General features: G+C 73.9%; 16 protein-coding genes. 9 read left to right on the top strand and 7 right to left on the bottom strand.

Annotated elements, in window-relative coordinates; genetic code table 11:
- The gene (locus ACZ6ZT_RS06175) at window positions 1-1827 is read left to right on the top strand and encodes a glycoside hydrolase family 3 protein (protein ID WP_469716036.1); all 1827 of its coding nucleotides are present in this window, start codon (window positions 1-3) and stop codon (window positions 1825-1827) included.
- A 13-nt stretch (window positions 1828-1840) separates the two neighbouring features.
- Here ACZ6ZT_RS06175 and ACZ6ZT_RS06170 read toward each other — a convergent pair whose 3' ends face one another.
- Both ACZ6ZT_RS06170 and ACZ6ZT_RS06165 read right to left on the bottom strand, forming a co-directional pair.
- Window positions 1841-3277 (bottom strand): aminopeptidase, encoded by a 1437-nt coding sequence (locus ACZ6ZT_RS06170; RefSeq protein WP_469716034.1) that lies wholly within the window; start codon window positions 3275-3277, stop codon window positions 1841-1843.
- 84 nt (window positions 3278-3361) lie between these two features.
- Window positions 3362-3727: a hypothetical protein gene (locus ACZ6ZT_RS06165; RefSeq protein WP_469716032.1), complete on the bottom strand. Its 366-nt coding sequence runs from the start codon at window positions 3725-3727 to the stop codon at window positions 3362-3364.
- Between the two features lie 279 nt (window positions 3728-4006).
- Here ACZ6ZT_RS06165 and ACZ6ZT_RS06160 point away from each other — a divergent pair, with 279 nt between their 5' ends.
- Window positions 4007-4561, top strand: a complete 555-nt coding sequence (locus ACZ6ZT_RS06160; RefSeq protein ID WP_469716030.1) for an EF-hand domain-containing protein — start codon at window positions 4007-4009, stop codon at window positions 4559-4561.
- A gap of 12 nt (window positions 4562-4573) precedes the next feature.
- Here the strand turns inward: ACZ6ZT_RS06160 and ACZ6ZT_RS06155 are convergent, their stop codons facing one another.
- The 3 genes from ACZ6ZT_RS06155 to speB all read right to left on the bottom strand — a co-directional run bounded on the left by ACZ6ZT_RS06155 (window position 4574) and on the right by speB (window position 11173).
- Complete coding sequence (locus ACZ6ZT_RS06155) at window positions 4574-8368, bottom strand: ABC transporter ATP-binding protein (protein WP_469716028.1); 3795 nt, start codon at window positions 8366-8368, stop codon at window positions 4574-4576.
- Window positions 8369-8537: 169 nt separating this feature from the next.
- Window positions 8538-10205, bottom strand: a complete 1668-nt coding sequence (locus tag ACZ6ZT_RS06150; protein ID WP_469716025.1) for a thiamine pyrophosphate-binding protein — start codon at window positions 10203-10205, stop codon at window positions 8538-8540.
- Between the two features lie 5 nt (window positions 10206-10210).
- The gene (gene speB, locus ACZ6ZT_RS06145) at window positions 10211-11173 is read right to left on the bottom strand and encodes an agmatinase (protein ID WP_469716023.1); all 963 of its coding nucleotides are present in this window, start codon (window positions 11171-11173) and stop codon (window positions 10211-10213) included.
- A 116-nt stretch (window positions 11174-11289) separates the two neighbouring features.
- Between speB and ACZ6ZT_RS06140 the strand changes: the two genes are divergently transcribed.
- From ACZ6ZT_RS06140 to ACZ6ZT_RS06125, 4 genes are all read left to right on the top strand, one after another.
- Complete coding sequence (locus ACZ6ZT_RS06140; RefSeq protein ID WP_469716021.1) at window positions 11290-12705, top strand: helix-turn-helix domain-containing protein; 1416 nt, start codon at window positions 11290-11292, stop codon at window positions 12703-12705.
- A gap of 171 nt (window positions 12706-12876) precedes the next feature.
- Entirely contained in the window at window positions 12877-14034 is a 1158-nt protein-coding gene (locus ACZ6ZT_RS06135; RefSeq protein WP_469716019.1) for an acyl-CoA dehydrogenase family protein, read from the top strand.
- A gap of 29 nt (window positions 14035-14063) precedes the next feature.
- Window positions 14064-14942, top strand: a complete 879-nt coding sequence (locus tag ACZ6ZT_RS06130) for an acyl-CoA thioesterase (RefSeq protein ID WP_469716017.1) — start codon at window positions 14064-14066, stop codon at window positions 14940-14942.
- 73 nt (window positions 14943-15015) lie between these two features.
- Window positions 15016-16005, top strand: coding sequence for a cation diffusion facilitator family transporter (locus ACZ6ZT_RS06125; protein ID WP_469716013.1), 990 nt, complete (start codon window positions 15016-15018; stop codon window positions 16003-16005).
- Window positions 16006-16018: 13 nt separating this feature from the next.
- Here ACZ6ZT_RS06125 and ACZ6ZT_RS06120 read toward each other — a convergent pair whose 3' ends face one another.
- Complete coding sequence (locus ACZ6ZT_RS06120; protein ID WP_469716011.1) at window positions 16019-16825, bottom strand: phosphatase; 807 nt, start codon at window positions 16823-16825, stop codon at window positions 16019-16021.
- A gap of 56 nt (window positions 16826-16881) precedes the next feature.
- A complete protein-coding gene (locus ACZ6ZT_RS06115) occupies window positions 16882-17460 on the bottom strand; it encodes an SACE_7040 family transcriptional regulator (protein WP_469716008.1) in 579 nt (192 codons plus the stop codon).
- A gap of 101 nt (window positions 17461-17561) precedes the next feature.
- Between ACZ6ZT_RS06115 and ACZ6ZT_RS06110 the strand changes: the two genes are divergently transcribed.
- From ACZ6ZT_RS06110 to ACZ6ZT_RS06100, 3 genes are read left to right on the top strand one after another with little or no spacing between them, the layout of a single operon-like run.
- Window positions 17562-19178, top strand: coding sequence for a carboxyl transferase domain-containing protein (locus tag ACZ6ZT_RS06110; RefSeq protein ID WP_469716006.1), 1617 nt, complete (start codon window positions 17562-17564; stop codon window positions 19176-19178).
- Between the two features lie 23 nt (window positions 19179-19201).
- Window positions 19202-21412, top strand: a complete 2211-nt coding sequence (locus tag ACZ6ZT_RS06105) for an acetyl/propionyl/methylcrotonyl-CoA carboxylase subunit alpha (RefSeq protein WP_469716004.1) — start codon at window positions 19202-19204, stop codon at window positions 21410-21412.
- A gap of 11 nt (window positions 21413-21423) precedes the next feature.
- Window positions 21424-22341, top strand: a complete 918-nt coding sequence (locus tag ACZ6ZT_RS06100) for a hydroxymethylglutaryl-CoA lyase (protein ID WP_469716578.1) — start codon at window positions 21424-21426, stop codon at window positions 22339-22341.
- Window positions 22342-22348: the final 7 nt, after the last annotated feature.

Raw genomic sequence — 22348 nt, 5'->3', positions numbered from 1 at the left:
GTGCCGCACCACGCCTCCCGCCGGGCCCTGCTCGCCGCCGCGGCCCTGGCCGCCGTCACGGCCGCCGGGGCCGCCTCCGCCGCCGTCGGCTCCCACGGACCGGCGCCGGACGACCCCCGCTCCCCCGGCGGGCCGCCGGACCGCCGCCCCGCCCGGGCGCGGCTGCGCGCGGTGGTGGCCCGGATGAGCCTGGCCGAACAGGTGGGCCAGCTGTTCGTGTCCCGGGCCTACGGGCACTCGGCGACCGATCCCGATCCGGCGGACGCCGAGCTGAACCTGGCCCAGTTCGGGGTGCGCACCGCCGCCGAGGTGGTCGCCCGCTACCACCTGGGCGGCATCGTCTACTTCGGCTGGGCGCACAACACCCGTGACCCCCACCAGATCGCCGCCCTGTCGGCCGGCCTCCAGCGGGCGGCGGCCGGCTCCGGCGCCGGCGTACCGCTGCTGCTCTCCATTGACCAGGAACACGGGGCCGTCGCCCGGATCGGCCGGCCCGCGACCCTGCTACCGGGGGCCATGGCGCTGGGCGCGGGCGGCGACGCGCGGGCGGCCCGGCGGGCGGCGCGGGTGGCGGGCACCGAGCTGGCGGCGCTGGGCATCCGGCAGGACTACGCCCCGGTGTCCGACGTGAACGTGAACCCGGCGAACCCGGTGATCGGCGTACGGTCCTTCGGCGCGGATCCGCACGCGGTGGCGGCCTTGGCGGCGGCCCAGGTGCGCGGCTACCAGGGCGCGGGGGTGGCGGCGACGGCGAAGCACTTCCCGGGCCACGGGGACACGGAGACCGACAGCCACGTGGGGCTGCCGGTGATGCGGCACACCCGGGCGCAGTGGGAGGAGCTGGACGAGCCACCGTTCCGGGCGGTGGTGGAGGCGGGCGTGGACGCGGTGATGACGGCGCACATCGTCTTCCCGGCGCTCGACCCCTCGGAGGATCCGGCCACCCTCTCGCACCCGATCGTCACCGGCATCCTGCGCGAACGCCTGGGCTTTCGGGGCGTCGTGATCACCGACGCCCTCGACATGGCCGGGGTCCGGCAGAAGTACGGGGACGAACGGGTCCCGGTACTGGCCCTCAAGGCGGGCTGCGACCAGCTGCTGAACGCTCCCGACCTGGCCCTGGCCCAGCGCGGGGTACTGGCGGCGGTGGCGGCGGGCGAGCTGACGCGGCAGCGGATCGAGGAGTCGGTGCTGCGGATCCTGGAACTGAAGGCCCGCCGGGGCCTGTTCGAGGATCCGCTGCCCTCCCCGAAGCGGGTGGACGCCCTGGTCGGCACCCGGGCCCACCTGGCGGCGGCGGACGAGATCGCGGCGGCCACGACGACGCTGCTGGCCAACCCCCGGGGGCTGCTGCCCCTGGACGCGTCGGCCGGGCCCCGGCTGCTGGTCACCGGGACGGACCCGGTCTCCCCCACGGGGACGACGGGACCCCCTACGGCGGTACTGGCCCGGGAGCTGGAGGCGCTGGGCTGCCGGGCGAGCGTGCTGGCGCCCGAGCGGGCGGCGGCTGCGGCTCCGGGGCACGCGGCGGTGCTCGTGTGCACGTACAACGTCCCGGAGGGGGAGAGCCCGCAGCGGACGCTGGTGGCGGAGCTGATCGCGACGGGCGTGCCCGTGGTGCTGGTGGCGATCCGCAATCCGTACGACCCGGCGCGGCTGCCGGAGTGTGCCGCCGAGGTGGCGACGTACTGCTGGACGGACGTGGAGATGCGGGCGGCGGCCCGGGTGCTGACGGGTGCGAGGCGGCCCGCCGGCCGCCTCCCGGTCCCCGTCCCGGGCCGCTACCCCCTGGGCCACGGGCTGTCGTACCCGCCCGTGGCCCGGTGACGCGCTCCGGCGACTACGGCCGCAGCTGCGGCTCGTGGCGCAGGTCGACCTGGTCGAGCACGGGGTCCGGTGCGGCCAGCGGCGCGGCGGCCTGGGCGCGGCCGGACACGCTCTGGGCCGGGGCGACCCCGGCCCACTGGAGGATCTTGCGGGTCGCGAGGTCCCGCTCGCCGTCCTGGAGCTTGGCGACGTTGGCCCCGTGGTTGGCGCCCGGCGCGATCATCACGTAGCTGTCGCGCACGGTGTACCCGAGGTGGAAGGGCTCGGCGCCCCACGGGTCGTTCTGCCCGTACACGAAGAGCATCTGGTTGGCGTGGGTGCGCACCCAGGTGTCCACGTCCGCCATGACGCCCGGCTGGAAGGTCATCGGGATGTCGCGGGGCACGAAGTTGCGCGGCGGCTGGTAGCCGTAGCGGGTAAGGCCCTTGAGGTGGGGCTGCTTGATGTCGGGCGAGCCGAGCTGCGTGCCGGCCTGGTAGTAGTACGGCGTGTACGTCTCCAGTCCCTGGTCGGCGTAGGCCGAGAAGCCGGAGATGGTGTCCACCGTGTCCCAGATCTCCTGGTCGCTCGCGGTGGCGGCGGTCGGGATGCCGGCGCAGTCGGAGAGCAGGCTGTACTGCCAGAAGGCCCAGGTGTAGTCGAGGACGACGGCCTCGAAGGCCCGGTCGAGGCTGCCGATGGTGGTGAAGGTCCAGCCGTTCTCGGCGGCGGCCTCGGCGTACTTGGCCTCCAGCGGCGCGCGGCGCAGGAGCGCCTCGCGCTGCACGTTGTTCAGCTTGTCGCGGCACTCCTTGGTGCCGACCTTGGTGAAGAACCGGTCGTAGGCCGAGTCCTCCTTGTTGACGACGTCGTTGGGCGCGACGTACGCGACGACGCCGTCCATGTCACGCGGGTAGTAGCGCTCGTAGTACGTCGCCGTCATGCCGCCCTTGCTGCCGCCCGTGGCCAGCCAGTTCTTGGGGTAGATCTTCTTCAGCGCGGTGAAGATGCGGTGCTGGTCGCTGGCGGCCTGCCAGATGTCCAGGTTCCCCCAGTTGGCCGGGTCGGGCCGGGAGGGGGTGAAGAATCGATACTCCAGAGAGACCTGGTTACCGTCGACGATGGTCGTCGGCTCGCTGCGGCGGGGGCTGGTGTTGACGTTGTAGCCCGAGGTGAAGAACACCGTGGGCCGGGAGACGTCCTTGTGCAGCAGGGTCAGGCGCTGCTTGAAGGTGCCCTTCCACGGCTGCCGGTGGTCGACCGGCTGCTCGTAGTTCAGGACGAAGAAGCGGTACCCGGGGTACGGCTTTTCCTCGACCAGGCTCATCCCCGGAATGCCGAGGAGCTGGTCCTTGATGTCCGTGGCGGCGGCGGGCCCCGCGGCGGTGGCCGCTTGAGCCGTGGCGCCGGCCGCGCCCATGGCGCCGATGAGCACCATGAGCGACAGCAGCCATCCGAGCGTCTTGCGCATTCACCCTCCCCTTGAGTTCACTGTGGTCGCCGTGAACCTAGCCGGGTCAACACGCCCGTGAACAGACCTGGTTGAGTCTCGGCCTCAGCACAGGATCCAGCCGGATTCGACGGATCCGGCCGCCACCGCACCCTTTACATACACACATCGGCTGATCGCGCCCACGGTGACGGGGCCCGCGTACCGGGTGAATTGCCCCGCGTCGCCCACCGGGACGCCGCCACGCGGCTGAATGCTCACCGACATGTGGCGGCGCTCCCCCGCCCGCAGGGCCACGGACACCGCGCAGGCGCGGTCCCGGCTCTTGTACACCCGCACCTCGCCGGTGACGAAGGGCAGCGCCTTGACCAGCGTGCCCTCGCACCCGCCCGTCGCGGCGTGCGCGGGAGCGGCCGCGAACACCCCGCCGACGGCGAGCCAGAGCGCCGCTCCGAACACCCCGAGGGACACGGCCCGCCCCCGCCCCCCGCGCGTCCTGCGCCTCTGCGACTCCATCCCGGCCCCCCGATCAGTCCTGCGTACCGCGCACGCAGGTACGACGCCCGGACCTGGCGGAAGGTTGCACATGACAAGCGCGCGGCGCCGGCCGCCCTCCCCCGTACGAGTGCATCCACGGTCTCCCGGCGGGACAGCGGGAGTCCGCGATCGGCGGGGAGCTTACGCTGGGTGGCCGAACGACCGCTCGCCGTAGCACCGCTGCCGGGCACGAAGCCGCGAAGGGCATCCGACATGACGAACGACCTGCTCGACCGCAAGCTGGAGCGCGCGTTCGCGCACCTCGACGCGGACTCCAACGGCGTGATCGACGAGAAGGACATGATCGCGCTCGGGGCGCGCCTGCTGGCCGCGCTCTCCGAGCCGGCGACCTCCCCCAAGGCGGACGACGTCTTCCGCGGCCTCACCGACTTCTGGGTGGACCTGTTCAGCGAGCTGGGCGTCGGCCAGGACCAGAAGCTCACCCCCGAGCAGTACCGGGACGGCATGACCCGGCTCTACAAGGACGGCGGCCCCGCGTACGACAAGTCCTTCCGGCCGATGATCAAGGCGATGCTGACGGTCGTCGACACCAACGGGGACGGGCAGATCAGCCCCGAGGAGTTCCACAAGGCGCAGCTGGCCTTCGACACGAAGCTGGAGCCCGCCGACGCGGACGCCCTCTTCGCGAAGATCGACAAGAACCACGACGGGTACCTGTCGGTCGACGAACTCCTCGACGCCGTACGCGAGTACTACACCGGGGACGACGAGGACGCCCCCGGCAACCTGCTCTTCGGCGAACTCTGAGCGGCCGCGGCCTCAGGCCGCCGCGGCGGGCTCGTCCTCCCCGGCGAAGGTCCGCCACAGCTCGGCGTACCGCCCGCCGCGGGCCAGCAGTTCGAGGTGGTGTCCGTCCTCGACGACCCGGCCCCGGTCCATGACCACCACCCGGTCGGCGCGGGCGGCGGTGGTCAGCCGGTGGGCGACGACCAGGGTGGTGCGCTTGCCCGCCAGCCGGTCGGTGGCCTGGTTGACCTGGGCCTCGGTGGCCAGGTCCAGGGCCGCGGTGGCCTCGTCCAGGAGCAGCACGTCCGGGTCGACGAGCTCGGCGCGGGCCAGGGCGATCAGCTGGCGCTGGCCCGCCGAGAGGTTGCGGCCCCGCTCGGCGACGGTGTGCAGGTAGCCGCCGTCGAGGGTGGCGATCATGTCGTGGGCGCCGACCGCCCGGGCGGCGGCCTCCACCTCGGCGTCGCTCGCGGCCGGCCGCCCGTAGGCGATGGCGTCGCGGACCGTACCCGGGAAGAGGTACGGCTCCTGGGGGACCACGCCGAGCCGGTGGCGGTACGCCGTCAGGTCCAGCTCCCGCAGGTCGGCGCCGTCGGCGGTGACCCGGCCGGAGGTCGGATCGTAGAACCGGGCGACCATCTTGACCAGCGTGGACTTTCCGGCGCCGGTCTCGCCGACGAAGGCGACGGTCTGCCCGGCCGGTATCCGCAGGCTGATTCCGGCCAGTGCCTCGCCCTTCTCGCCGCGCTCCTCGGCGGTGCCGTACTGGAAGCGCACGTCCTCGAAGGCGATCTCGCCGCGCAGCTCCGGTACGTCGACGGGGGCGGCCGGGCGCGGGGTGGTGGTGGGCTCGCGCAGCAGGTCCTGGATCCGGCCGAGGGAGACGGTGGCCTGCTGGTAGCCGTCGAAGACCTGGGAGAGCTGCTGGACCGGGGCGAAGAAGAGGTCGATGTACAGCAGGTAGGCGACGAGCGCGCCGGTGGTGAGGGTGGCCGCTTCCACCCGGCCCGCGCCGACGATCAGCACGGCGGCGGCCGCGCCGGAGGACAGCAGCTGCACGAAGGGGAAGTAGATCGATATCAGCCACTGGCCGCGCACCCGGGCCTGGCGGTAGGAGTCGCTGCGCTCGGCGAAGCGGGCGGCGCCGGTGGACTGGCGGCGGAAGGCCTGCACGAGGCGGAGCCCGGCCACGGACTCCTGGAGGTCGGCGTTGACGACGCCGACCCGGTCACGGGCGAGTTCGTACGCGGCGACCGACTTGCGGCGGAAGACGATCGTGCCGAGGACCAGCACGGGCAGCGTGGCGAAGACGATCAGGGCGAGCTCGACGTCGAGGACGAGCAGGGCGATCAGGATGCCGAAGAAGGTCAGGACGGAGACCACGGCGGTGACGAGCCCGGTCTGCAGGAAGCTGGACAGGGAGTCCACGTCGGTGGTCATCCGGGTCATGATCTTGCCGGTGAGCTCGCGCTCGTAGTAGTCCAGGCCGAGGCGCTGGAGCTGGGCGAAGATCTTCACGCGCAGGGCGTACAGGACGCGCTCACCGGTGCGTCCGGTCATCCGGGTCTCGGCGAACTGCGCCGCCCACTGGCCGAGGACCAGCAGGAGGGCGAGCCCGGAGGCGGCCCAGACGGCGCCCAGGGCGGCCTGCTGGACGCCCTGGTCGATGCCGTGCCGGATCAGGACCGGCAGCAGCAGGCCGGAGCCGGCGTCGAGGGTGACGAGCCCGAGGCTGAGGGCGAGCGGCGCCCAGAAGCCGTGCAGCAGGCGGCGCAGGCCGTAGCTCTCCTCGGCGGCGGCGGCGCGGTCCTCGTCCACCTCCGGTTCGTCCTCGGCGGGCGGCAGGGCCGCCACCTGGGCGAGGAGTTCGGGGGTGGCGGGCATGCCGGGGGCGGCGGGGGTGGCGGAGGCGGACCGGCCGTCGTCCTCGCGGCGCCACAGCTCGGGGGTGACCCCGTCGGCGACCCGGCGCTTGGCGCTGACCGGCTCGGAGTCGATCTCCGCTTCGAGTTCCAGGTCGCGCTCGATGTCCCGCTCGAAGGCGGCCATGGCCGGCGCGTCGGCGGTGCGCGGAGAGGCCCCGCCGAGGGCGTCGGGGTCGGTCAGCAGCCTGCGGTACAGGGCCGAGCGCTGTTCCAGCTCCTCGTGGGTGCCGATGTCGGCGAGCCGCCCGCGGTCGAGTACGGCGATCCGGTCGGCCAGCGCGAGGGTGGAGCGGCGGTGGGCGATGAGGAGGGTGGTGCGGCCCGCCATGACGGTCCGCAGCGCCTCGTGGATCTCGTGCTCCACGCGGGCGTCGACGGCGGAGGTGGCGTCGTCGAGGAGCAGCAGCCGGGGGTCGGTGAGGAGGGCGCGGGCGAGGGCGATGCGCTGGCGCTGGCCGCCGGAGAGGGTCAGGCCCTGCTCGCCGACCCGGGTGTCGTACCCGGCGGGGAGGGCCTCGACGAAGCCCTCGGCCTGGGCGGCGCGGGCGGCGGCGCGTATCTCCTCCTCGGAGGCGTCGGGGCGGCCGAAGGCGATGTTGGCGCGGATGGTGTCGGAGAAGAGGAAGGAATCCTCCGGGACCAGGCCGATGGCGGCGCGCAGGGAGTCGTACGTCAGCTCGCGGACGTCGTGGCCGCCGACGCGGACGGCGCCGTGGTCGGCGTCGTAGAAGCGGGGCAGGAGCAGGGCCACGGTGGACTTGCCGCTGCCGGAGGAGCCGACGACGGCGACGGTCTCGCCCTCGGCGAGGGTGAGGGAGAACCCGTCGAGGACGGGCCGCTCGGGGTCGTAGCCGAAGCGGACGTCGTCGAACTCGACGGTCGCGGGGGCGTCGGCGGGCAGTTCGCGGGTGCCCTCCCGGATCACCGGCTCGGTGTCGATGAGCTCGAAGACCCGCTCGGCGCCGGCCCGGGCCTGCTGGCCGACGGTGAGGACCATGGCGAGCATGCGGACGGGGCCGACGAGCTGGGCGAGGTAGGTGGAGAAGGCGACGAAGGTGCCGAGGGTGACCTGGCCGCGGGTGGCCATCCAGCCGCCGAGGGCCAGCATCGCGACCTGCCCGAGGGCGGGGACGGCCTGGAGGGCGGGGGTGTAGCGGGAGTTCAGCCGGATGGCGCGCATCCGGCCGCCGAAGAGCCTGCGGCCGGCCTCGCGCAGCTTGCCGGTCTCCTGCTCCTCCTGCCCGAAGCCCTTGACGACGCGGACGCCGGTCACGGCGCCGTCGACGACGCCGGCCACGGCCGCGGCCTGCGCCTGGGCGTACCAGGTGGCGGGGAAGAGCTTCTTGCGGCTGCGCTTGGCGATGAACCAGAGCGCGGGGGCCATGAGCAGCGCCACCAGGGTCAGCAGCGGGGACAGCCAGAGCATGACGCCGAGGGATATCCCGAAGAGGAGGAAGTTCCCGATGGTCATGGGGAGCATGAACAGCAGGCCCTGGATCAGCTGGAGGTCGCTGGTGGCCCGGCCGACGACCTGCCCGGTGGACAGCTCGTCCTGCCGCCGCCCGTCGAGGCGGGCGATGGTGTCGTACATGTCGGTGCGCAGGTCGTGCTGGACGTCGAGGGCGAGGCGGCCGCCGTAGTAACGGCGTATGTAGGTGAGGACGTACACGAGCAGGGCGGCGCCGATGAACAGGCCGGCCCAGGGGGCCATGTCCTTGGTCTTGTTCCCGACGACGTCGTCGATGATCACCCGGGTGACGAGCGGTACGAGGGCCATGACGGCCATGCCCGCCAGCGAGGACCCGAGCGCGAGCAGCACGTTCGCCTTGTACCGCCAGGTGTAGGCGGCCAGTCGCCTGCCCCAGCCCTGTTTCTCCCCTGCCGCCGTCTGCGCCGCCGTCACGTCGTGCCTCCCCGTCGGTCCTGTCCTGCCGCCACCCCCAACGCTCCCACCGGCGGATTTCATCCCGTCGCGACCATCGGACGGGATCGCGCGGGCGGGCGCGCGGCGGGTGGGCCGGACGGGGGACGGCGTGCGGGGCGGGCGCGGGAGGGGGGTGGGGCGGGCGCGCTCAGAGGTGGGTCGGGGCGAACATCCTGAGGGTGGCGGGGAGGACGACGACCGAGGGGCCCGGGGTCTTCAGGGCCTTGGCGAGGTCCGCGCGCAGGGACGCGGGGGTGGTGGTCGTCGCCGGGACGTCGAAGGAGGCGGCCAGGGCGGCGAAGTCGGGGCGGGTGAGGTCGGTGCCGGTGGCGCAGCCGTACTCGCGCAGGATGCCGTAGCCGCCGTCGTCCACGATCAGCCAGGTGACGTCGAGGGCGTGCTGCTTGGCGGTGGCGAGTTCGGCGAGGGAGTACATCGCGCCGCCGTCGCCGGAGACGGCCAGGACCGGGGTGCCGGGCTCGGCCACGCAGGCGCCGAGGGCGGCCGGGAAGGCGTAGCCGAGGCCGCCCGCGCCCTGGGCGGAGTGCATGGTGTTGGGGCCCTGGGGGTCGAAGGCCGACCAGGCCCAGTACGTCAGGATCGTCATGTCCCAGAAGGACGGGGAGCGGGGCGGCAGGGCTTCGCGGACCGCGCGCAGGAGGTCCTGTTCCAGGGCGAGGTCCTGCTCGGCGAGGCGGGCCTCGACGGCGGCGAGGAGCAGGCGGACCCGCTCGGGGGCCTCGGCGTCCTCGCGGGGCGTGACCGTCTCCAGGAGGGCCTGGACGGCCAGGCGGGCGTCGGCGTGGATGCCGAGCGCCGGGTGGTTGGACTCCAGCTTGCCGAGGTCGGCCTCGATCTGGACGACCCGGCCCGTGGGGAAGAACGTGTGGTAGTTCGAGGAGAGTTCCCCGAGGCCGGAGCCGACGACGAGGAGGACGTCCGCGTCCTCCAGGAAGTCGGTGGTGTGCCGGTCCTCCAGCCAGGACTGGAGGGAGAGGGGGTGCGTCCAGGGGAAGGCGCCCTTGCCGCCGAAGGTGGTGACGACGGGTGCGTTCAGGCGTTCCGCGAGCTGCCTGAGCTTGCCGGCGGCGTCCGCGCGGATCACCCCGCCGCCCGCGATGATCACCGGGCGGGAGGCGTGGGAGAGCCAGTGGGCGGCGAGCGCCGTCAGCTCGGGGCGCGGCGCCAGCTCGTGCGGGGTCGCGTCCATGCCGGTGACCTGGGGGATCACCGTTTCCGCCCGCAGGACTTCCTCGGGGATCTCCACCCAGACCGGGCCGTGCGGGGTGCTGAGGGCCGACTCCCAGGCCTCGGCGATGACGGAGGGGATCTGGGAGGGGGTGCGGGCGGTGTGCACCGACTTCACCACCTCCCGGAAGGAGGCGGACTGCTCGCGCAGCTCGTGCAGGTGGCCCCGGCGGCCCCCGCCCAGGCCCGGGGACGGGACCTGGGAGGAGATCGCGAGGACCGGTGCGGAGGCCGCCGCGGCTTCGGCGAGGGCCGGCAGGGCCGTCAGCGCGCCCGGACCGGTGGACAGCAGCAGCGGGACGGCCTCGCCGGTGAGGCGGCCGTACGCGTCGGCCGCGAAGCCGGCGTTGTTCTCCACGCGCAGGGTGACCAGGCGCAGCCCGGAGCGGCCCACCGCGTCGAACAGGGCCAGGGCGTGCTGCCCCGGCAGTCCGAAGGCGGTGGTCGCGCCGAGCCCCCGCAGGGTCTCCACGACCAGGTCCCCGCCCGTGCGGCCCGGCGGCGGCGCCAGGGCGGCGGCCGTCTGGGCTTCGGTGGGGCGCAGTACCAGGTCGTGGTCGTGTGTCACTTGTTCTACTGGCCCTTCGCCCGCGCGATCTGCCGCGACATGATCGTGGTGAGCTCGTACGCGGTGTGCGAGGCCGCGACCGAGGTGATCTCCGCGTGATCGTACGCCGGGGCGACCTCGACGACGTCGGCGGAGACGAGGTTGCAGGAGGACAGGCCGCGGATGATCTCCAGCAGCTCGCGGGAGGTCATGCCGCCCGCCTCGGGGGTGCCGGTGCCGGGCGCGTGGGCCGGGTCGAGCACGTCGATGTCGATGGAGATGTAGAGGGGACGGTCGCCGATGCGCTGGCGCAGCTGGTCGGCGACCTCGTCGGCGCCGCGGCGGTAGACGTCCGCCGAGGTCACGATGCCGAAGCCCATCTTGGCGTCGTCGTCCAGGTCCTGCTTGCCGTACAGCGGGCCGCGGGTGCCGACGTGGGAGAGTGCCTCGGTGTCGAGGATGCCCTCCTCGACGGCGCGGCGGAACGGGGTGCCGTGGGTGTACTCGGCGCCGAAGTAGGTGTCCCAGGTGTCCAGGTGGGCGTCGAAGTGGAGCAGGGCGACCGGGCCGTGCTTCTTCGCGACCGAGCGGAGCAGCGGGAGGGCGATGGTGTGGTCGCCGCCGAGGGTCATCAGGCGGGAGCCGGCGCCGATCAGCTCGTCGGCGGCGGCCTCGACCGTCTCGACGGCCTCGTTGATGTTGAAGGGGTTCACGGCGATGTCGCCGGCGTCCGCGACCTGGGCGAGCGCGAAGGGGGAGGCGTCCTGGGCCGGGTTGTACGGGCGCAGCAGGCGGGAGGCCTCGCGGATGGCGTTGCCGCCGAAGCGGGCGCCGGGGCGGTAGGAGACACCGGAGTCGAAGGGCACGCCGACGACGGCGACGTCGGCGGAGCCGACCTCGTCGAGGCGGGGCAGCCGGGCGAAGGTCGCCGGGCCCGCGTAGCGCGGGATGCGGGAGGAGTCGACGGGGCCGCGCGGCTGCGTGCTCATGGGGGGTGCCCTTCTGGTGGTCCTGCGGTGCGGTGATTTCGAGCCTAAACGGGCGGGGCCGGGGCGCGAAGTGTACGGTTCATCCACTGTTCAACCCGGATATGTACGGAGTAGCCATGGAGGCCCCGCTCACCCCGCCGGTTCCACTGGCCGCCCTGACCGCCGACCGGGAGCTGGGGCTGCGGCTGCTCGCCGGGGCGGCCGGGGCCGACGTGTACGGGGTGCACGCCTCGGAGATGGCCGACCCGACGCCGTACCTGCTGGGCGGCGAGCTGCTGCTGACGGCGGGGGCGGGGCTCGCGGGCGCGGCCGCGGGGGACGCGGGGGACGCGGGCGATCCCGGGGCGTACGTGGCGCGGCTGGCCGGGGCCGGGGTGGGCGCGGTGGGGTTCGGGGTCACCCCGGTGCACGAGACGGTGCCGCCGGAGCTCGTCGCGGCCTGCGAACGGTACGGGCTGCCGCTGGTGGAGGTACCGCCGGGCACGCCGTTCACCGCGGTCGGCCGGGCGGTCTGGCGGCTGATGGCCGAGGCCCGGACCCGGGAGCTGCGCCGGGTGACCGAGGCGCAGCGGTCCCTGGCGTCGGCGGCGTCCCGCCCGGACCCGGTGCCCGCGGTGCTGACCCGGCTGGCCTCCACCCTGACCGGCTGGGCGGCCCTCCTGCCGCCCCCGCCCGCCACCGATCCGCTCGCCGGGGCCGGGGTGGATCCGCCGGAAGGGGCGGTATCGGCGGTCCGGGCGCTCGCGGCGCGGGTGGGGGCCGGGGGCGCGGCGACGGCGACCGACGTGCTGGACGGGACGCAGCTGGCGGCGTACGCCGTGGGCGGCGGCCGGGTGCTGGCCCTCGCCACCCCGAGCCGGGCCCCCGGGGACCACACCATCGCCTCCGTCGCCGCCGTCCTGCTGACCCTGCTCACCGGGGACCGCCCGGCCGGGGACGAGGCCGCCGCCCTGACCCGGCTACTGCTGGACGGCGATCCGGCCGGGGCGCTCGCGCCGGGGCCCTGGTACGCCGTGCACGCCCGGGGCGCCGGGGACCCGCGGGCGCTGGCCGACGCGCTGGGCACCGTACTGCTGGACCCGCGCGGGGACGGCGTACGCCTGCTGACGGACCGGGAGCCGGCCCCGCAGCCCGGCTGGCGGCTCGGGGTGAGCGCGCCGGCCGGGCCGGCCGGCCTGGGCACCGCCGGGGCGCAGGCGCGCCGGGCGCTGGAGCGCGCCGAGGCGGCCCGGACCCCGCTGGCCCGGCACACGCCCGGCGGGCTGGCCGCCCTGCTGGACCCGGCGGAGGCCCGCGCGTACGCCGGGGCGCTGCTGGCCCCGCTGAGCCCGGCGCAGGCGGCGACCCTGCGGAGCTGGCTCGCGCACCACGGCAGCTGGGACCGCACCGCCGCCGCCCTCGGCGTCCACCGCAACACCGTCCGCCAGCGCATCGCCCGCGCCGCCGCCCTGCTGGACGCCGACCTGGACGACCCGGACACCCGGATGGAACTGTGGTTCGCCCTGCGCTGGACGCCGCGGCCCCCGGCCTGACGCCCGGCCGCGAGCGTGCCGCGTCTCACTCTGGACAGGGACGACAACCCGCCGGTAACTTAATCTGAGCAAGCGCTTAGTGCGCGAGCACCGACTGAGACACCACGACGGCGCTCGGCCACCTCCGCGAACCGACGCGGCGGCGGTTCAGCCGCGAGAGGGAGGCCGGCCGTGCGCCGTACCGTTTTCGACGAGGACCACGAGGCGTTCCGCGAGACCATCCGCGCCTTCATCGAGGCCGAGGTCGTCCCCGTCTACGACGAGTGGTTCGCGGCGGGCCAGGCTCCGCGCGACTTCTACTACAAGCTCGGCGAGCTGGGCGTCTTCGGGATCAACGTCCCCGAGGAGTTCGGCGGCGCGGGCCTGGACACCCACAAGTTCGAGGCCGTCCTCTACGAGGAGACCTCCCGCGCCGGCGTGAACTTCGGCGGCTCCGGCGTCCACGTGCTGCTCGCCCTGCCCTACCTCAAGATGCTCGCCACCGACGAGCAGAAGAAGCGCTACCTGCCGAAGTTCGTCTCCGGCGAGGAGATGTGGGCCCTCGCGATGACCGAGCCGGGCACCGGCTCCGACGTCGCGGGCATGAAGACCACCGCCAGGCTCTCCGAGGACGGCACGCACTACGTCCTCAACGGCTCCAAGACCTTCATCACCGGTGGCGTCCACGCCGACCGCGTGATCGTCTGCGCGCGCACCTCCGCCCCGGGCGAGCAGGACCGCCGCTTCGGCATCTCCCTCTTCGCCGTGGACACCAAGTCCGAGGGCTACTCCATCGGCCGCAAGCTGGACAAGCTGGGCCTGCGCACCTCCGACACCGCCGAGCTGGCGTTCGTCGACGTGAAGGTGCCGGTCGAGGATCTGCTCGGCGAGGAGAACAAGGGCTTCTACTACCTCGGCGCGAACCTGCCGTCCGAGCGCTGGGGCATCGCCTTCGGCGCGTACGCGCAGGCCAAGGCCGCCGTCCGGTTCGCCCAGCAGTACGTGACCGACCGTACGGTCTTCGGCAAGCCGGTCGCGCACTTCCAGAACACCAAGTTCGAACTGGCCTCCTGCCAGGCCGAGGTGGACGCCGCCGAGGCCGTCGCCGACCGCGCCCTGGAGGCCCTGGACGCGGGCGAGCTGACCGCCGCCGAGGCCGCCTCCGCGAAGCTGTTCTGCACCGAGGTCGCGCACCGCGTCATCGACAAGTGCCTCCAGCTGCACGGCGGCTACGGCTACATGAACGAGTACCCGATCGCCCGTCTGTACGCCGACAACCGCGTGAACCGCATCTACGGCGGCACCAGCGAGGTCATGAAGTCCATCATCGCCAAGTCGATGGGCCTGTAAGTCCCCGCGGGGCACTTACCTCCACCTTCATGAACGAGGCACTGACGACCCTCCTCGACCTGCTCGACCTGGAGCGGATCGAGGAGGACATCTTCCGCGGTACCAGCCGTTCGGCGCTGGTACCGCGGGTCTTCGGCGGCCAGGTCGCGGCGCAGGCGCTGGTCGCGGCCGGCCGGACCGTCCCCCAGGACCGTACGGCGCACTCGCTGCACTCGTACTTCCTGCGCGCCGGGGACCCCGGCGCGCCCATCGTCTACTCGGTGGACCGGATCCGCGACGGGCGCTCCTTCACCACCCGCCGCGTCGTCGCCGTCCAGCACGGGCAGCCGATCTTCCACCTCTCGGCGTCGTTCCAGACGTACGAGGAGGGGCTCGACCACCAGGCCGCCATGCCCGGCGCGCCCGACCCCGAGACCCTGCCGACGGCCGCCGAGGCGCTGCCCGCGTACCGGGACATCTTCCGCGACCCCGGCACGGTCGAGCGGCTGCTCGACGCCCGGGCCGCCGTCGACCTGCGCTACGCCACCACCCCGCCGTGGGGCAGCGTGGGCGAGCCGGTGGAGCCGCGTACGCAGGTGTGGTTCCGTACGGCCGGCAAGCTGGAGAGCGACGACCCGCTGCTGCACACCTGCCTGGCCACGTACGTCTCCGACATGACCCTGCTGGACTCGGTGCTGCTCGCGCACGGCCGGGGCGGCTGGGCCGTCGGCGACGTGGTCGGCGCCTCGCTGGACCACGCCATGTGGTTCCACCGGCCCTTCCGCGCCGACGAATGGCTCCTGTACGACCAGGAGTCCCCCTCGGCCGCCGCCGGCAGGGGCCTCGGCCAGGCCCGCATCTGGACCCAGGACGGCCGCCTCGCGGTCACGGTCATCCAGGAGGGCGTGGTCCGCGTCCCCCGCGCCTGACCGCGCCCCGCGCCGCCCCGGGCGGCGGGTGTCACTGACCGCCGCGGCCGGGCGCGGGACGTACCGTCGCGGCATGTCCGGAGAATCCGAGAGCGTCGGCACGGTCGTCGTCGCCACCGTCACCAACCTCGGGATCGCGGCGGCCAAGGCGGTCGGCGGGATCGTCAGCGGGTCCAGCGCGATGCTGTCCGAGGCCGCGCACTCGGTGGCCGACACGGTGACCGAGGTGCTGCTGCTGACCGCACTCAAACGCAGCGCGAAACCGGCGGACGAGGCGCATCCGCTGGGGTACGGGCCCGAGCGGTACATCTGGGCGCTGCTCGCCTCCATCGCGACGTTCGTCGGCGGCGCGGTCTTCGCGGTGTACGACGGCGTCCACACCCTGGTGCACGGGGAGGACCCGGGCGACCCGGCGCTCTCGTACGTCATCCTCGCCGTCGCCTTCCTGCTGGAGGGCTACTCGCTGCTCGTGGCCTGGCGGCAGATGAGGGGTGAGGCGGCGCGGATGCGGGCGCCGCTGGGGCGGTACGTGAAGCACACCCCGGACACGGCGGTGAAGGCGGTCCTGCTGGAGAACGTGGCGGCGCTGATCGGCCTCGCGCTGGCGGCGGGCGGCCTGCTGGGGGCGCAGCTGACGGGCTCCGGGGTCTACGACGGGGTGGCGTCGCTGCTGATCGGGCTGCTGCTGGTGGCGGTGGCGTGGGAGCTCGGGCGCTCGAACGCGCAGTACCTGATCGGCTGGCCGCTGCCCGCCGCGACGCGGGCGCGGGTACGGGAGGAGCTGCTGACGGTGCCGCACATCGAGGCGGTGCTGGAGCTGACCACCCTGGTCCAGGGCCCGGACGAGTGGCTGATCGCGGCGAAGGTCGACTTCCACGACCTGGCGTCGGCCCGCCAGGTGGAGGCGGCCTGCGAGGACGCCGAGTCCCAGCTGCGCGAGCGCTTCCCGGCGGTCCGCCGGGTCTACCTGGACCCGACGCCGAGCCCGGGTCCCGCGCCGGGTCACGGCCCGGGCTCCGCTCCCGGGCCCGACCCCTGGCGGTCCGGGCCGCGGCACGGTTAGCCGGCGGGCACGGTCAGCCGGCGGCCAGACCGGCCGTCGCGAGCAGGTAGGCGACCATCGGGTCGTAGAAGCGGGGGTCGCGCACGTGGTCGTCCAGCGGGACCGCCACCTGGAGGGTGCCCTCCGCCTCGGCGAGGAAGAGCGCCGGGTCGTTGCAGTCCGCGTACCCGGCCGCGTCCAGCCCGCGCTCGGCCGCGCAGCCCGCCCAGCCGTGGTCGGCGACGACCAGGTCCGGCTGCGGGCGGCCCTGCGCCGCGAGGCCGTCCAGGATCGCGGCCATCGGCGCCGGGGAGTGGGTGTGCCACAGCGTGGCCCCGCGCTCCTGGACCGCGACGTCCGCGAACTGCCACACGGAGCCCTCGTCGGCGGTGAGCCCGGCCGGGATCCGGACGATCTCGCAGCCGGCCGCGCGCAGGGCGTCGGCCGTGGCCCGGTGGACGTCGAGGAGGCCGCCCGGGTGCCCGGTGGCCAGCAGCACGCTCTGCCGGTCGGCGGCGGCCTTGCGCAGCCGGGCCGCGAGCCGGTCCAGGGCGGCGACGGTCAGCTCGGGGTCGATGGTGTCCTGGCCGTAGCGGTGCCCGGGGTCGTCCACGACGCCGCAGCGCTCCGCCATGACGGCCAGGACGTCCTGCTCGTCGCTCCAGCGGTCGCCGAGCTCCAGGCCCAGCCAGTAGTGCCGGTCCCCGTTGGCGAGCCGGCGGTAGTGGCTCAGGTTGTTCTCGCGCGGGGTGGCCACCTCCCCCGCGATCCGGGTGCGGACCAGGTGTTCGACGAGTTCGGCGCGGCTGGGTACGGGCGTCTCTATCGGCATGCCGCCCATTCTGCCGCCGCCCGGCCGGAGCCGTGCGTTCCGTCCACGTCCCCGCAGCCGGGGCCTCACCCGGACAGCGCCCCGAAGGCGCCGTTCGCGAGGCGCCGCAGCAGGGCTTCGGTCGCGTCCCGGCCGAGGACCGCCAGATGCGGGGTGGAGTTCAGCAGTCCGAATACCGCGTGCACGCAGACCCGTACCTCGGTCTCGGCGACCTCGGGGTGCAGTTCCCGTACGACGGCCACCCACAGCTCCACGTACTGGCGCTGGAGCTGGCGCACGAGCTTGCGGTCGGCCTCCCGCAGCCGGTCCAGCTCGCGGTCGTGGAGGGTGATCAGCGCCCGGTCGTCCAGGGCGAAGTCGATGTGCCCCTCGACCAGCGAGGCCAGCACCTCCCGCGGTTCGCCCCGGGCTTCCTCGACCCGCCGGCGCCCGCCCGTCAGCAGCCGCTCGCTGATCCCGACCAGCAGCTCGGCGAGCATGGCGTCCTTGCCCGCGAAATGCCGGTACAGGCCGGGGCCGCTGATGCCGACCGCGGCCCCTATCTCGTCCACGCCCACCCCGTGGAAACCGCGCTCCGCGAAGAGCCGGGCGGCCTCGCTGAGGATCTGCTCGCGACGGGTGGGGGCGGCGGCTCTGGTGCTCATGGGAATCCATTCTAGACAGGGCGGTTAGCGCTCGTTAACCTGAAGCCCGGAAGCGTTAACGCTCATTAACAAAGCGTGCACCGAGCAAGGGAGCTCGACCGATGCAGCAGGCACCAGTGCTGACGAGCGCCGCGGACCCGGCGTCCGAGGCCTGGCGGACCAATGAGGCCGCCCACCGCGAGCTCGCCGAGGGCCTGCGCGCCCGGCTGGACGCGGCCCGTCTGGGCGGCGGCGAGAAGGCCCGCGCCCGGCACACCGCGCGCGGGAAGCTCCTCCCCCGCGACCGGGTGGACGCCCTCCTGGACCCCGGGTCCCCCTTCCTGGAGCTGGCCCCGCTGGCCGCCGAGGGCATGTACGGGGGCGCGGCGCCCGCCGCCGGGGTGATCGCGGGCATCGGCCGGGTCAGCGGCCGCGAGTGCGTGATCGTCGCGAACGACGCCACCGTCAAGGGCGGCACGTACTACCCGATGACCGTCAAGAAGCACCTGCGCGCCCAGGAGGTGGCGCTGGAGAACCGTCTCCCCTGCCTCTACCTGGTCGACTCGGGCGGCGCCTTCCTGCCCATGCAGGACGAGGTCTTCCCCGACCGGGAGCACTTCGGCCGCATCTTCTACAACCAGGCCCGCATGTCGGGCGCCGGCATCCCGCAGATCGCCGCCGTCCTCGGCTCCTGCACGGCGGGCGGCGCGTACGTCCCGGCGATGAGCGACGAGGCCGTCATCGTGCGCGGCCAGGGCACGATCTTCCTCGGCGGCCCGCCGCTGGTGAAGGCCGCCACCGGCGAGGTGGTCACGGCCGAGGAGCTGGGCGGCGGCGAGGTCCACTCCCGCGTCTCCGGGGTGACCGACCACCTCGCGGAGGACGACGCGCACGCGCTGCGGATCGTACGGAACATCGTGGCGACCCTGCCGCGGCGCGGGGCCCTGCCCTGGTCCGTCGAGGCGCCCGAGGAGCCCAAGGTGGACCCGTACGGGCTCTACGGGGCGGTCCCGGTCGACTCGCGCACCCCCTACGACGCCCGCGAGATCATCGCCCGGATCGTGGACGGCTCCCGCTTCCAGGAGTTCAAGGCCGAGTTCGGCCAGACGCTGGTCACCGGCTTCGCCCGGATCCACGGCCATCCGGTCGGCATCGTCGCCAACAACGGCATCCTCTTCTCCGAGTCCGCGCAGAAGGGCGCCCACTTCATCGAGCTGTGCGACCAGCGCGGCATCCCGCTGCTCTTCCTCCAGAACATCTCCGGCTTCATGGTCGGCCGGGACTACGAGGCCGGCGGCATCGCCAAGCACGGCGCCAAGATGGTCACGGCCGTGGCCTGCACCCGGGTCCCCAAGCTCACGGTGGTCGTCGGCGGCAGCTACGGCGCGGGCAACTACTCGATGTGCGGCCGGGCGTATTCGCCGCGCTTCCTGTGGATGTGGCCCAACGCCAAGATCTCCGTGATGGGCGGCGAGCAGGCCGCCTCGGTCCTTGCCACCGTCAAGCGCGACCAGATCGAGGGCGCGGGCCAGGAGTGGCCGGTGGAGGACGAGGAGGCCTTCAAGGCCCCGGTCCGGGCCCAGTACGAGGAGCAGGGCAACGCCTACTACGCCACCGCCCGGCTGTGGGACGACGGGGTCATCGACCCGGTGGAGACCCGGCAGGTGCTGGGGCTGGCCCTGACCGCGTGCGCGAACGCTCCGCTGAGCGAGTCCGCTTTCGGCATCTTCCGTATGTGACGTGTGACGTGAGGACCTCTTCGATGTTCAGCACTGTTCTGGTCGCCAACCGGGGCGAGATCGCGGTACGCGTCATCCGCACCCTGCGGCAGCTCGGCATCCGCTCGGTGGCCGTCTTCAGCGACGCCGACGCGGACGCCCGGCACGTACGGGAGGCCGACACGGCCGTCCGCATCGGCCCGGCGGCGGCCGCCGAGAGCTACCTGTCGGTGGAGCGGCTCCTGGACGCCGCCCGCCGCACCGGGGCCGAGGCCGTCCACCCCGGCTACGGCTTCCTCGCCGAGAACGCGGGGTTCGCGGCGGCCTGCGAGGAAGCGGGGCTCGCGTTCATCGGGCCGCCCGCGAGCGCGATCTCCCTGATGGGCGACAAGATCCGGGCGAAGGAGACGGTGAAGGCGGCCGGCGTCCCGGTCGTCCCCGGCTCGTCCGGGAGCGGCCTGAGCGACGCCGAACTCGCCTCGGCCGCCGAGAAGATCGGCATGCCGGTGCTGCTCAAGCCCTCGGCGGGCGGCGGCGGCAAGGGCATGCGGCTGGTGCGGGACGCGGCCGTCCTGGCCGAGGAGATCGCGGCGGCCCGGCGCGAGGCGAAGTCCTCCTTCGGCGACGACACCCTGCTCGTGGAGCGGTGGGTGGACCGGCCCCGGCACATCGAGATCCAGGTGCTGGCGGACGCCCACGGCAACGTGGTGCACCTGGGCGAGCGCGAGTGCTCCCTCCAGCGGCGCCACCAGAAGGTGATCGAGGAGGCCCCCTCGGTCCTGCTCGACGAGGCGACCCGGGCGGCGATGGGCGCGGCGGCCGTGGAGGCGGCCCGCTCGTGCGGGTACGTCGGCGCGGGCACCGTGGAGTTCATCGTGCCGGGCGGGGACCCGTCCTCGTACTACTTCATGGAGATGAACACCCGCCTCCAGGTCGAGCACCCGGTGACGGAGCTGATCACTGGGCTGGACCTGGTGGAGCAGCAGCTGCGGGTGGCGGCGGGCGTTCCGCTGGCCTTCTCGCAGTCCGACGTCACGCTCACGGGCCACGCGATCGAGGCCCGCGTCTGCGCCGAGGACCCGGCGCGGGGGTTCCTGCCGTCGGGCGGTACGGTGCTGGCGCTGTCCGAGCCGTCGGGCGGGTCCGTGCGCACGGACTCCGGGCTGGTGGCGGGCGTCGACACGGGGTCGACGTACGACCCGATGCTGTCGAAGGTGATCGCGTACGGCCCCGACCGGGCCACTGCCCTGCGGGTGCTGCGGGGGGCGCTGGCGGACACCGTGATCCTCGGTGTCCAGACCAACACGGGCTTCCTGCGACGTCTGCTGTCCCACCCGGACGTGGTGTCCGGCAACCTGGACACGGGCCTGGTCGAACGCGACCTGCCGTCCCTCCTGCCGGACGGCGTCCCACCGGAGGTCTACGCGACGGCGGCGCTGCTGTCTTCCCCCCACCCCGCCCCTTCCCGAAACCCTGCCGGGGGCTCGGGGGAGGCCCCCGGCGGCGCGGCCGCCTGGGTCGACCCGTTCGGGGCGGCCAACGGCTGGCGCCTCGGCGGCACCCCGGCCTGGACGGTCCACCACTTCCGCCTCCCGGGCCAGGACCCGGTCACGATCCACACCCGCCCCTCCGGCTCCGAGACGGAGCTGCTCCTCGTATCCGCACATGCCGGCGACACCGGCCACATTCCAGCCCCGCCGACGGTTCAGGCGCGGGGGGCCGGGAGCAGGACCCCCGGCACTCAGCCCGCACGTGACGGCGGCGCCGGGCAAAATCCAGCCCCGCCGGCGATTGAGGCGCGGGGGTCCGGGGGCAGCGCCCCCGGTACACCGGCCCGCGGCCGGATCATCAGCCGCACTCCCGACACCCTCACCGTCGAACTCGACGGCGTCACCCACCGCTTCGCCCACGCCGCCTCCCCGGAGGGGACCTGGCTCGGACGGGACGGCGACTCCTGGCACGTCCAGAACCACGACCCCGTCACGGCCGCCCTCACCGGCCGGGGCCACGCCGGCGCCGACACCCTCGCCGCCCCGATGCCCGGCACCGTCACCGTCGTCAAGGTGGCCGTCGGGGAGAAGGTCGTCGCGGGCCAGAGCCTGCTGGTCGTGGAGGCCATGAAGATGGAACACGTCATCTCGGCCCCGCACGCCGGCACCGTCACCGAACTCGACGTCACCCCGGGCAGCACCGTCGCCATGGACCAGGTCCTGGCCGTGGTCACCCCCGAGGCCGGGCAGGAGGAGAGCGCGTGAACGGGCTGCCCATGACCGTCCCGGCCCCCGGCCTGCCGGCCCGGGTGCGGATCCACGAGGTCGGCGCCCGCGACGGGCTCCAGAACGAGAAGACGGCCGTACCGACCGCCGTCAAGGCCGAGTTCGTACACCGCCTCGCCGCCGCCGGGCTGACGACCATCGAGGCGACGAGCTTCGTCCACCCCAAGTGGGTACCGCAGCTGGCGGACGCGGAGGAGCTGTTCCCGCTGCTGCGCGACGTGGACGCGGCGCTGCCCGTGCTCGTGCCCAACGAGCGGGGCCTCGACCGGGCGCTGGCCCTCGGGGCCACCCGTATCGCGGTGTTCGGCTCGGCCACCGAGACGTTCGCCGCCCGCAACCTCAACCGGACCGTCGCCGAGTCCCTCGCCATGTTCGAACCCGTCGTGGCCCGCGCCCGGCAGGCCGGGGCGCACGTGCGCGGCTACCTGTCGATGTGCTTCGGCGACCCCTGGGAGGGCGCGGTCCCGGTCCACCAGGTGGTCCGCGTCGCCAAGGCCCTGCTGGACCTCGGCTGCGACGAGCTGAGCCTCGGCGACACCATCGGCGTGGCCACCCCGGGCCATGTCCGGGCGCTGCTGTCCGAGCTGAACGAGGCGGGCGTCGGGACCGACCGGATCGGCGTGCACTTCCACGACACCTACGGCCAGGCCCTGTCCAACACCCTCGCCGCGCTCCAGCACGGCGTGAGCACCGTCGACGCCTCGGCGGGCGGCCTCGGCGGCTGCCCGTACGCGAAGAGCGCCACCGGCAACCTCGCCACCGAGGACCTGGTGTGGATGCTCGACGGCCTCGGCATCGAGACCGGGGTCGACCTGGCCGCCCTCACCGCCACGAGCGTGTGGATGGCCGAACAGCTGGGGCGCCCGAGCCCCTCCCGTACCGTCCGCGCCCTCTCCCACAAGGAGTAACGAAGAC

This window comes from Streptomyces sp. NPDC102258, assembly GCF_055584685.1.
This window is presented reverse-complemented; position numbering and strand designations above follow the sequence as displayed.

Bases quoted from the DNA above. Each gene is read 5' to 3' on its own strand.
- ACZ6ZT_RS06130 (WP_469716017.1), top strand. From the start codon at position 14,064: ATGAACGAGGCACTGACGACCCTCCTCGACCTGCTCGACCTGGAGCGG.
- ACZ6ZT_RS06110 (WP_469716006.1), top strand. From the start codon at position 17,562: ATGCAGCAGGCACCAGTGCTGACGAGCGCCGCGGACCCGGCGTCCGAG.
- ACZ6ZT_RS06100 (WP_469716578.1), top strand. From the start codon at position 21,424: ATGACCGTCCCGGCCCCCGGCCTGCCGGCCCGGGTGCGGATCCACGAG.
- ACZ6ZT_RS06160 (WP_469716030.1), top strand. From the start codon at position 4,007: ATGACGAACGACCTGCTCGACCGCAAGCTGGAGCGCGCGTTCGCGCAC.
- ACZ6ZT_RS06115 (WP_469716008.1), bottom strand. From the start codon at position 17,460: ATGAGCACCAGAGCCGCCGCCCCCACCCGTCGCGAGCAGATCCTCAGC.
- ACZ6ZT_RS06140 (WP_469716021.1), top strand. From the start codon at position 11,290: ATGGAGGCCCCGCTCACCCCGCCGGTTCCACTGGCCGCCCTGACCGCC.
- speB (WP_469716023.1), bottom strand. From the start codon at position 11,173: ATGAGCACGCAGCCGCGCGGCCCCGTCGACTCCTCCCGCATCCCGCGC.
- ACZ6ZT_RS06125 (WP_469716013.1), top strand. From the start codon at position 15,016: ATGTCCGGAGAATCCGAGAGCGTCGGCACGGTCGTCGTCGCCACCGTC.
- ACZ6ZT_RS06120 (WP_469716011.1), bottom strand. From the start codon at position 16,825: ATGGGCGGCATGCCGATAGAGACGCCCGTACCCAGCCGCGCCGAACTC.
- ACZ6ZT_RS06170 (WP_469716034.1), bottom strand. From the start codon at position 3,277: ATGCGCAAGACGCTCGGATGGCTGCTGTCGCTCATGGTGCTCATCGGC.
- ACZ6ZT_RS06105 (WP_469716004.1), top strand. From the start codon at position 19,202: ATGTTCAGCACTGTTCTGGTCGCCAACCGGGGCGAGATCGCGGTACGC.